This is a genomic window from Psychromonas sp. (genome assembly GCF_041586535.1).
In the GTDB taxonomy this organism is placed as follows: domain Bacteria; phylum Pseudomonadota; class Gammaproteobacteria; order Enterobacterales; family Psychromonadaceae; genus Psychromonas.
In genome coordinates this window covers 1-10,357 of sequence record NZ_JBFGZY010000139.1, presented here as the reverse complement: position 1 = coordinate 10,357, position 10,357 = coordinate 1, and the positions used below count along the sequence as shown (strand labels likewise).

Sequence of the window (10,357 nt, the reverse complement as noted above, 5' to 3'; positions counted from 1 at the left end):
GCATTCCAAACTCCGGTTTTTTTAATGTAATCAATTGGTTAGCACTATTAATTATAGTAAATCTACCGGAGTTTTCCTTCTTTTTTGCCTGTTTTTTTATATATTTCAGTATGTTAACGTTTCTGGATGAGAACTAGCTAGTATTCATTTTAGCAAGTATAAATGAGTAGATAGTTATCGGATTTGGTATTACCTCCCTGTAAAAATTATCCAGAACGCCGCACGGTGGCACAAGGTGAGTAGAGCGTGATGGTTGGGCATTTAAAATAGTTGCCTGTCACTTTTTCCAACCTCGATTGTGATAGCAAATCCATTAAGTATATGAGCAAATATTACAGAGAAAAAATGAATCAATTCAGGCGGAAGTTGCAGTAACTGGTAGCTCCCTTTACAAAACTTGTAACGCAGAAGTAGTTCACTTTAGCCTGTGAGATTGATCAGCTAATTAATGGAATTGGTATTATTATCGCAGCACTAAAGTAGTCTGTTATTTTTTAAAATCAAACTCATAAAGGCGCTTTAAGTGAGAGTAACTCCACAAAAAACATTCAACTATGCAGGTTGCAGTTGATTTTAAGTCTGCTGAAAAGTAAGAATGGTGATATTCAATTTTTGTTAGATATATTGATATCACTTTTATAAAAAATAAAAACTGATTTTATCATTTTTTTTATTCATTATGGTGAAAATTCAGCATTACTAAATAGTTTCGCTATTTTACCGGTGCAGAAAAAAAATGTATAAATATTGTACATTGACAATATTGTTATTGTCGTTTTGAAGGTCCATAATCAGTAACTTGAAAAATACACAATAGAAGTGAAATTAAGCAAATTATAATTCAACTAAGTTTGTCATTTAACTAGAAAGGCGCGTATTTTCACCTTTGATGAAAATCACGCAATTATTTATACGGAATGTAAGGGTCTTAATATGGCGACTAAAACGGACAAGAAAAAAACTGCAGGAAAAGCGGTAAAAAAAGCGACAACAGAGAAAAAAACAACGCCTAAAAAGACGGCAGCAAAAGCAAAAACTAAGAAATCAGCAGTAGTAGCACCCGCAGTGGAGTGCACAAAAGAAGAGATGCAGCAGGCAATTTTAGATCGTTTACAAAAAGGGTTGGGTACCTCTCAGGATAAGGCCAATAACAAGGCGTGGTGGAATGCCACTTGTTATGCGGTAAACGAGCTGGTTTTTGATAAACTGACTAAAACACAAAAAAATCACTCCGGCCATGATACCCGCGCGGTAAATTATTTATCACTTGAATTTTTGATGGGACGTTTGCTTTCTAATAACCTGCACAACCTAGAGTTATTCAGTGTCGCGCAGGGAGCGTTAAAAGCCTTAGGTAAAGACATATACGATATTTGTGATGAAGAGCCGGATATGGCGCTGGGTAATGGCGGTCTGGGCCGTTTAGCGGCGTGTTTTATCGATTCACTGGCAACCTTGGGTTATCCGGCAATTGGTTACGGCATCCACTATGAGCATGGTCTGTTTGCCCAGTCATTTCAGGATGGCCGTCAAATTGAACGTCCTGATACATGGCGTGAGTACGGCAATCCATGGGAGATTTGCCGTCCGGAGTCTATTCAGCATGTACCTTTATATGGATATGTGGAAACAGTTTTCGAAAATGATGGCCAATCCTACAAAGTCTGGCATCCTGGGCAAAAACTCAAAGGTGTGCCATGGGATATTCCAATCGTAGGTTATGCGGCTAAAACGGTAAATATTTTACGCTTATGGGAAAGTCGAGCTGATGAAGCATTTGACTGGGATGTATTTAATGCCGGCGGTTATGTTGATGCGCAGGCAGAAAAGTCGCAAGCGGAAACCGTTTCCAAAGTTTTATATCCGAATGATTCGACAGAAGCAGGTAAAGAGTTGCGCTTAATACAGCAGTATTTCTTCTGTGCCTGTTCAGTAAAAGATATTATTCGTCGCTTTAAACGTGCCAATACAGATTGGTCATTGTTTGCTAAAAAAGTGGCTATTCAATTAAATGATACCCATCCGACTATCGCTATTCCTGAGTTGATGCGTATTTTAGTAGATGAAGAGCGCCTTGGGTGGGATGCTGCATGGGCAATTTGTCAAGAAACCTTCGCCTACACAAATCACACCCTGTTACCTGAAGCCTTAGAGCAGTGGTCTGTTGGTTTGTTTGAAAAAGTATTACCCCGTCATCTGGAAATTATCTATGAAATCAACAGCCAATTTTTACAATTAGTTGAAGAAAAATGGCCTGGCGATGATCAGAAAAAAGCCAAGCTTTCTATTATTGCAGAAGGCGATGTACGCAGAGTGCGTATGGCTAATTTATGTGTTGTTACTGCATACAAAGTAAACGGTGTAGCTGCGGTTCACTCAGCCCTGGTGAAAACAGACCTCTTTCCTGAGTTCCATCAGTTATTCCCGACCAAACTGGTTAACGTAACCAATGGTATTACGCCTCGCCGTTGGTTAAAAGCATGTAACCCTGAACTATCTGCCTTATATGATGAGACTGTTGGTGCTGATTGGGTGGTAAATCTCGATAAATTAAAAGATGCATTGCCTAAAGCGACCGATGTTGCTTTCCAAAAACGTTTTATGGATATTAAACGCAGCAATAAAGTTGAGTTAGTTAAGATAATTAAAGAGTTGACTGATGTTGAGGTTTCAGCAGATGCAATTTTTGATATTCAAATTAAGCGCCTGCATGAATACAAACGTCAGCAATTAAATCTGCTGCATATTTTAACTCTGTACAGACGTTTATTGGAGAATCCGGATTACGATATGGTTCCGCGTGTCTTTCTGTTCGGCGCAAAAGCGGCACCGGGTTACCATATGGCTAAGCAGATTATATACGCATTGAATAAAATCGCTGATAAGGTCAACAATGATAAGCGTATTAAAGGTAAGCTGAAAGTGGTGTTTTTGCCGAATTACCGTGTCACTCTGGCTGAAAAAATGATCCCTGCCGCTGATGTTTCCGAGCAGATTTCAACTGCAGGCTTAGAAGCTTCCGGTACTGGTAATATGAAATTAGCCCTGAATGGAGCATTAACCGTCGGTACTATGGATGGTGCAAATATCGAAATGGCCGAAGAGATAGGTGCTGAAGATATGTTCATTTTCGGTCTCAGCGTTGCCGAAGTGAAAGCATTAAAATCTGCAGGTTATAATCCGTATGATTATTACTACAAAAACCCTGAACTGAAAGCAGTGCTTGACTGGTTAGACAGTGATTTCTTCACCCCGGGTAAACCGGGTGAGTTATCCGATATTAAACGCAGTCTGCTTGATTGGGGAGACGAATACCTTTGTCTGGCTGACTACGCATCATACTGCGCTGCGCACCAGAAAATTGATGAGACATATCGTGATCAGTCGTTATGGGCGGAAAAAGCGATTATTAACTCCGCATCTATGGGTAAATTTAACTCTGACCGATCCATTGAAGATTATGTTGCAAATATCTGGAAGTTGGAAAAATTCCCCATCTCCTGATAGAAAAGCTTAATCAAAAAAGGTGATATTTTTATATCACCTTTTTTTTATCTGTTCAGCGTCAGAAAGTAGCCTGTAGAGATTAATTCTTAATCTGAAATTTCAAAAAGATATGCAATGAGCTAACTCAAATTGGTTGGGCTTATCTTTAAAGCGCGCTACAATAACCCTACAAAATACAATCCTTAAGGGGGAATTATGTCTCAAGATAAAAGTACCGATGATGTATGTGAAGCATGCGGCTCATTTGTAGAGCTAGGCAGTGTGATAGCTGAAGATGATACTGTATTAGTACTGCCTTTTACCGGCAAAGATAAACAGGCGGTTAACGCTTTATCTGAAAAATATATTGAAGCTGCAAAGGCACGTTTTGCAACAGTAGAAGTCAGCACCCAGGAAACAATAAACGGTGACGATGTAACCCTTCAGGTTAGCCTGAATTTTGACTGTACAGCTGAAAAACTTATTTTTGAAATGGGTTTAAGCGCAATTTAAACAATCCTGTTGCTGAGAGCCGATTATATCGGCTCTTTTTTTTTTACCTTTATTTCCTTTCATTCGTATTATTCTCATTAATTTCCCTTGCGCAATATTAGATCATTTACTTACCTAGTTTGCTATTAGCCGTTATACTACGCCGATTATTATTAATATTACCTTTTGGAGAGTACTTTGCAGATAGATGATTTACCCATTGACCGCCGTTTAATTATTTCGTTATCCCATCTTGGATTTACTGAAGCAACAAAAATTCAAGCAGAGGCCGTTCCCGTTGCCGTTGCAGGGAAAGATCTACTGGCGTCATCAAAAACAGGTTCGGGTAAAACATTAGCATATCTGCTACCCGCTATGCAGCGTGTGTTAAAAACACGTGCTTTAAGCAAACGGGATCCGCGGGTTTTAATTTTGACCCCGACGCGTGAACTTGCCAAACAGGTTTATGCACAGTTACGTCTGTTAGTCTCTAACACCAGTTTGAAATCTACCCTGGTACTGGGCGGGGAAAATTTTAACGAGCAGGTTAAAGCGCTGGATAAAGATCCGCAATTTGTGGTCGGTACGCCGGGAAGAATAGTGGATCATCTAAAAAAAGGTCTGTTGCATTTACATGGATTGGAGTTGTTGATTTTAGATGAAGCGGATCGCATGTTGGATTTAGGGTTTGCAGAGCAATTAAAGGCGGTAAATGCAGAGGCGAATCATCGTCTACGACAAACATTGTTATTTTCAGCCACCTTAGGTCATGCTGAAGTGAATGAATTTGCCGGCGAATTATTAAAAGCGCCGGTACGTATTGCGATTGGTGAAGAAAATCAGCAGCATAGTGATATTTCCCAGCGTTTTTATCTTGCTGACAACTTAAATCAGAAAGAAAAATTACTGTTTCATTTTATTAAAAATGAAGAGATTAAACAGGCGATAATATTTACCGCAACACGTGCAGATACCGAGCGTTTAAGCGCCGTATTAAGCGAAAAAGGTTACAGTACGGCAGCGTTGCACGGCGATTTGGTGCAGCACAACCGTAACAGCATTATGGATAGTTTTGCCCGTGGTAAAATGCAGTTATTAATCACCACTGATATCGCTTCCCGTGGTTTAGATCTGCTTAATGTCAGCCATGTTATTAATTTTGATATTCCTAAACATACTGAAGAGTATATTCACCGCATAGGACGAACAGGCCGGGCGGGTGAGAAGGGCGATGCGATTTCAATTGTCGGTCCTAAAGACTGGGTAAACTTTAAAAAAGTCGAAGAGTTTGTGCAGCAGCATATTAGTTTTGACCGTGTTGAGGGTATTAAACCTAAATTTAAAGGGATTGTTGAAACAGCTTCTAAAACTGCAGCGGTTAAACCTGCAGATCAAAAAGCGAAAAAGCAACCCGCTAAAAAAGTGCAGAAACCTAAAAAGGTACTGAATAAGACCTTCTATGAAGCGCAAGATACCGGTTTTTCTCCGCTGCGCCGTAAGAAAAAAACGCAAGAATAAAGGCACCCATATTATTATTTAACCTCAACTCTGGATAGTGGGCATTATAATAGATGAAGTTATCTTTTTTGACTCATGTAGAGCTCAATGCCGGGATTTTCGTTCCTTTCAAGGCAAGGTTGTGCAGTAATAGCCGGCTATTACAAGCAAACTTAACGCAGAAAGGGGCGAAAAGAGCGGTGTTGAGGAATGTCGCTTATCCAGAGTTGAGGTTATTTAAGCGTTAATCATCGAGGGGCTGGATGCGCTTAACTCTCCATAAAATTCAGTCTGTAGAAAATACTCAAAGGGGTTACTGCAGACTGATAATTCCTGTTTTTATTTTCTGCCTTAGAAATCGGTAATCAGCTTTGAATCTTCTTTAGCGGTTTGTAGGCGGGAAAAAACAAGCTAAGCTGATTTTTCTAAGATGGTGTCCCCTGCGAGATTTGAACTCACGTCTAAGACTTAGGAGGTCCTTGTTCTATCCAGCTGAACTAAGGGGACTGATTGATCTTTTGATAATGATACAGTAACTGCCAACGGTGGTAATTAACACTGATCAATTGTTACCCCATACTTTGAGCACTTCTTATTCTGGCGTTATAAACCACGGCAATAATGTTTCGCCACAAGGCGGGGTAAACTAATTGAATTATATATAATTATTACCTTAAAAAAAATCACTAATAACATAACATTGCAGTAAGTTTGAGCTATTCGGGAAAATAGCAGGGGGAATCTGCCACAATTTGCACTTATATCTGTTTCGGGAGCAGGCTAAATTTGGATGCTGCATAAAAAATAATACAAATAGAATTAATCAATCAGTTATAATTATTTCCCATAGGGAAAGATATTGTAGGGATTTATTTATGTTTTTAGCAGCGCTTAACTTCTCGCTTGAAATAACCGGTCCGATTTGTCTGCTGCTTTTTTTAGGCTGGCTGCTTAACCGGATAAAATTTATTAATGAACAATTCATTGATACTGCATCAAAGTTAGTTTTTAACGTCACCTTACCAACGCTGCTTTTTCTTAATATTATAAAATCTGATCCTAATATTGAGATCAACTTTTCTTGGATTGCTTATTCGCTAGTCGCCAATTTGTTATTTTTTCTTCTGGCAATATTGTTAACTAAATTGTTCATTAAAAACCGCGCTGATCACGCTGTTATTATCCAGGGGGCTTTTCGCGGAAATCTGGCGATTATAGGTTTAGCCTATGTCGCTAATGTGTATTCGAATTCAGGTCTTGCTATGGCGGCTGTTTATGTCGCATTTCATGTGATTCTCTATAATATTTTATCTGTTTTTATTCTCACACCCAGAGAGGGAAAGGTAACTCCTGAGATGCTCTTCAGCCTGATTAAGGCGATTGGCAAAAATCCATTAATTATTGGTATTTTATTGGGTGTGTTTTTTTTATTACTGGCATTACCCGTCCCCGGTATGATGATACATGCCGGTCAATATTTTGCGGATATGAGCCTGCCGATGGCGCTGCTGTGTACGGGAGGAAGTCTGCATTTAAGAGCACTGCATTCAGACCGTTTGAGTACTTGCTTTGCCAGTGTTTTAAAAATTGTAGGCGCACCGCTGTTAATAACCGGAGGCGCTTATTTTCTGGGCTTTACCGGGGGGGAGTTAGGGGTGACATTTTTAATGACAGCGACGCCGACTGCAGCTGCAAGTTATGTTATGGCCAGGGCGATGGGAGCGAATGCGGATTTGGCTGCTAATATTATAGCGTTTACGACGGTCGCCTCGCTAATTACTTACAGTGTCGGTATTTCAATGCTTTATAGTTTTAATTTTATCTAATCTAATCATTTTATTGAATGAGTGCGGGACACCCATGCTTCCAGTTGTTACTTATTAATCATCACTACAGCTGTTTTTAGCTAAGTATTTAATGAAAAATTATCCGCTATTTTCAGCTCGCAGCTCGAAAATATCGGAAAGCAGTTGACCCGCTTTCCGATGTTAACCGCTTTGCGCAAAGCACAACGGTTAGCTTAATAGCATCACAGGGTCATTGCCGCAATCCAGCCAAATACAATTAATGGCAGGTTGTAATGGATAAAGGTAGGTACCACTGAGTCCCAGATATGATCATGTTTACCATCGGCGTTTAGGCCGGCGGTCGGTCCTAAGGTAGAATCTGACGCTGGTGAACCGGCATCACCCAATGCTGCTGCCGTTCCGACCAGGGCAATGGTGGCCATCGAAGAAAAACCGAATGAGATAGCAAGCGGCACATAAATAGTGGCTATAATTGGAATAGTCGAAAAAGAAGAGCCGATTCCCATGGTTACCAATAAACCAATTATTAACATTAATAATGCTGCCAGCGGTTTGTTTTGGCCTATATTGGTTGATAGCATCTCTACTAAGGTTTCCACGCTGCCTGTTGCTTTCATTACTGCAGCAAAACCCGCGGCCGCAATCATAATAAAACCGATCATTGCCATCATATGCACACCTTTGGTGAACACATCCTGCGTTTCTTTCCACGCAATCACACCACCTGCAGTAAAGACAACAAACCCTGCTAATGAACCGATAATCATCGAGCCGGATAATAACTGTACGCTTAATGTGGCAATAATGGCAAATGCCGCAATCAGGATATGACGTTTGTTAAATTGTTGTTTTTCCGGTTGTTGATCTTCCGGCCGTTCAACTATGGGCTCTTCCTGAGCATAATCCCGCGGTTTACGGTAGCTGAAAAATACCGCAATCAATAAACCGGTGACCATACCTAAGGCGGGTAAGATCATTGCTGTTGGAACTTGGCCGGCAGTAACCTGCAGGCCGTTATCATGGAGGTTTTTTAATAAAATATTATTTAAAAAGATACCGCCGAAACCGACAGGTAAGACCATATACGGGGTGACTAGGCCAAAGGTCAATATACAGGCAACCAACCGTCTGTCTAAACGTAATTTTGAAAATACGCTCAGTAAAGGTGGGATCAGAATAGGGATAAATGCGATATGTACGGGGACAATATTCTGCGATGAGATAGTCATTAACAGAATTAATGACAGCACCAGATATTTGATAACGTAGGTTAAATGATCCGGGTGTCTGCCATGCACTTTATTAATGACTGTTTGTGCTAGTAAATCAGTGATCCCTGATTTAGAAATGGCCACAGCAAATGCGCCGAGCATGGCGTAACTTAACGCAATGGTTGCGCCGCCGCCAAGGCCGCCTTCAAAAGCACTGACGGTATCACCGAGTGACATACCTGCAGTTAAGCCGCCAATGAGTGCGCTTAATGTTAATGCCACAACGACATTAATACGCATTAAAGATAAAGCAAGCATTGCGCATACTGAGAGTAAAACAGGGTTTAGCATAAATGGTCCTAAGTAAAAAAATAAAGGCGGCATTTTACGCGACTATCTTTTAATGACCAAGGCAATTGCATATTTAAGCGCGGAATCTGGCAAATAACTTAGGGATATTGAGATTAAGATGTTTGTTTATACCCAGCAGGTTTTTTTTTGTACAAAAGTATGTTTCTGCCGTGCAGTTATTCTACATAACCAGCCTTGTTTGAAGCGTTCGCCTGAACGGGGGCGATGGGGATTTACACCACATCACTTGCTGTTTGATTATGTCCGCGATCTTGTGCTTTAACTAAATGCGCGGAGCATATTTTATAGGCAAGTTGATCGTTTATGGCATGCTCAGCACTGATCACTTCTAATCCGCAGGAGATGGTGAGGAAGTGCGATATTTCACTGTTTGCATGTTGGATTTGCAGTTGCTCAACAGCATTTCTTATTGCTTCAATCATCAGTAACGCTTCTGATGCATTTTTGACTGTAAATAACAAAGCAAATTGGTTATCACTCATTCTGAAAACAGTATCGCTGGCGCGTCTTAATTTGCTTTTCAATAAAGCGGATATTGAGATTAGAACCTGATCTGCTGCCTGTCGACCGTAGGTTTTCTTGAAAGGTTTAAAATAATCAACATCAAGGATGGCAAAGGCTAATAAAGTATTAGCCTGTTTTGCTGTATTCATTTCGTTATTAAAAAAGTTATCAAAATGCAGACGGTTGTACAGTCCGGTTAAGGGATCTTTTATGTTTATTTTTTCCGCTTCTTTTGCCGGTGTTGTTAATCCAGCCAATATTTTACAGCGTAAAAACTCAAAAAAATAAGCAATACTGGCACTCAATAGCGCTATAGAGGTGAAATAAATATAATCATCACCTTCAAAAGGTGCACCCAGCCAACCGGGTGAGAGCAATAAAATAACCAGGTAATAAGTAATGGTCAGCAATAACCCTTTTGGATTTCCGTATAAGAACATCGCGCTGTAAATATAAACGAAGGACCAGACGGGGAGATAATGCTGCTCTTGATAGCTGACAATGAGCAGAGTGATGCCCATCATGGATAATGCAATATGGGCGAGTTGCTTTTTGCTTTTTTTAAATAGCAATACAACAGGGGGAAAAATCATCAATAACAGACCACCGCTATAAAATACTGAAGCCTCATAATTGTATAAATAGAGTGGTGTGTAAAAACATAACATTATATAAACGGCAGAAAGAAGCAGCGCCAGAGTTACATTCCTTTTGTGAAATGTCCTCTTTTTCGGCTGTTCCAATTGCGGGTTAGCGTTCAACCATTTACTCATTTAACGTCCTATGTCTTCTTAGTAAAAAACTGATTGCCTGCACACTATGCTGCAAATTCTACCATAGGAGGTTGTTATACCAAATCCGATAACTATCTACTCATTTATACTTGCTAAAATGAATGCTAGCTGTGTTATTGATTTTGTAATTAGAACAACTAGTTACTGCAATCAATGCCTTGCTTTCATCCATTTTTTCTACGCCTAAATAGAT

6 protein-coding genes and 1 tRNA gene are annotated in these 10,357 nt (G+C 40.0%); 4 read left to right on the top strand and 3 right to left on the bottom strand.

Features of this window, described 5'->3' with window-relative positions:
* Positions 1 to 933 precede the first annotated feature (933 nt).
* The 3 genes from ABZA00_RS14200 (at position 934) to ABZA00_RS14190 (ending at position 5,496) form a co-directional block, all read left to right on the top strand.
* Complete coding sequence (locus ABZA00_RS14200) at positions 934 to 3,504, top strand: glycogen/starch/alpha-glucan phosphorylase (RefSeq protein WP_372882817.1); 2,571 nt, start codon at positions 934 to 936, stop codon at positions 3,502 to 3,504.
* A 198-nt stretch (positions 3,505 to 3,702) separates the two neighbouring features.
* Entirely contained in the window at positions 3,703 to 3,999 is a 297-nt protein-coding gene (locus ABZA00_RS14195) for a DUF406 family protein (RefSeq protein ID WP_372882816.1), read from the top strand.
* 177 nt (positions 4,000 to 4,176) lie between these two features.
* On the top strand, positions 4,177 to 5,496 hold the full coding sequence (locus ABZA00_RS14190; RefSeq protein WP_372882815.1) for a DEAD/DEAH box helicase: 1,320 nt from the start codon (positions 4,177 to 4,179) through the stop codon (positions 5,494 to 5,496).
* Between the two features lie 410 nt (positions 5,497 to 5,906).
* Here ABZA00_RS14190 and ABZA00_RS14185 read toward each other — a convergent pair.
* A tRNA-Arg gene (locus tag ABZA00_RS14185) sits at positions 5,907 to 5,982 on the bottom strand.
* A 368-nt stretch (positions 5,983 to 6,350) separates the two neighbouring features.
* On the opposite strand from ABZA00_RS14185, the gene ABZA00_RS14180 reads away from it, so the two are divergent.
* Complete coding sequence (locus ABZA00_RS14180; RefSeq protein ID WP_372882814.1) at positions 6,351 to 7,301, top strand: AEC family transporter; 951 nt, start codon at positions 6,351 to 6,353, stop codon at positions 7,299 to 7,301.
* Positions 7,302 to 7,504: 203 nt separating this feature from the next.
* Here ABZA00_RS14180 and ABZA00_RS14175 read toward each other — a convergent pair whose 3' ends face one another.
* Both ABZA00_RS14175 and ABZA00_RS14170 read right to left on the bottom strand, forming a co-directional pair.
* The gene (locus ABZA00_RS14175) at positions 7,505 to 8,845 is read right to left on the bottom strand and encodes a Na+/H+ antiporter family protein (protein ID WP_372882813.1); all 1,341 of its coding nucleotides are present in this window, start codon (positions 8,843 to 8,845) and stop codon (positions 7,505 to 7,507) included.
* Positions 8,846 to 9,078: 233 nt separating this feature from the next.
* Complete coding sequence (locus tag ABZA00_RS14170; RefSeq protein WP_372882812.1) at positions 9,079 to 10,143, bottom strand: GGDEF domain-containing protein; 1,065 nt, start codon at positions 10,141 to 10,143, stop codon at positions 9,079 to 9,081.
* Between the last annotated feature and the right edge of the window lie 214 nt (positions 10,144 to 10,357).